This window comes from Devosia epidermidihirudinis, assembly GCF_000971295.1.
GTDB classification, from domain to species: Bacteria; Pseudomonadota; Alphaproteobacteria; order Rhizobiales; family Devosiaceae; genus Devosia; species Devosia epidermidihirudinis.
The window spans coordinates 1-540 of the sequence record NZ_LANJ01000031.1; the positions used below are offsets into that span (position 1 = coordinate 1).

1 protein-coding gene is annotated in these 540 nt (G+C 47.8%); it reads left to right on the top strand.

What is annotated here, in order from left to right:
* A partial coding sequence (locus WH87_RS19845; protein ID WP_046173264.1) for a hypothetical protein occupies window positions 1-412 on the top strand: 412 nt, incomplete at its 5' end.
* Window positions 413-540 lie beyond the last annotated feature (128 nt).

The window sequence follows — 540 nt, forward strand, 5'->3', positions numbered from 1 at the left end:
AGGGAGAGAGAAGAGGGAGAGACAAAGAAAGAAAAGGAGGAGAAAAAGAGTAGGGGAGGAGAAGAGAGAGGAGAGGGAGGCGTTGAGAAAGACAGAGAAGGGGGGGGAAGAAAAGGTAAAAGAGGAGGAAGAGGGGGAGATGGAGGGGAAGAGGAAAGGAAAAGAGGGAGAAGGAGAAAGGGATGGGGAGAAGAGAGAGAAAAAAAAGAGAGGAGAAAGAGGGAAAAAGGGGAGGAAGAGAAGGAGAGAAAAAAAAAAAGAGAAAGAGGAGAAGAAGAGAGGAAGAGAGAAGAAGAAAAGGGGGGAGGAAAGGAGGAGAAGGGAAAGAAAAAAGAGAAAGGAAGGAGGAGAGGAAAGAAAGAGAAGGAAGGAAAGAAGAAAAGAAAAAGGGGAGAAAAGAGAGAAAAAGTAACCTGTGAGTCGGCAGCGTCAGAGGTGTATAAGAGAAAGAGCGGGGGACGTATGTCGACGCCAAGTTCAATGAGACCAGCGAGAAAAACGGCCTATCGACGTTTCTCCCCTCACCCCCGGAGGCAGAAT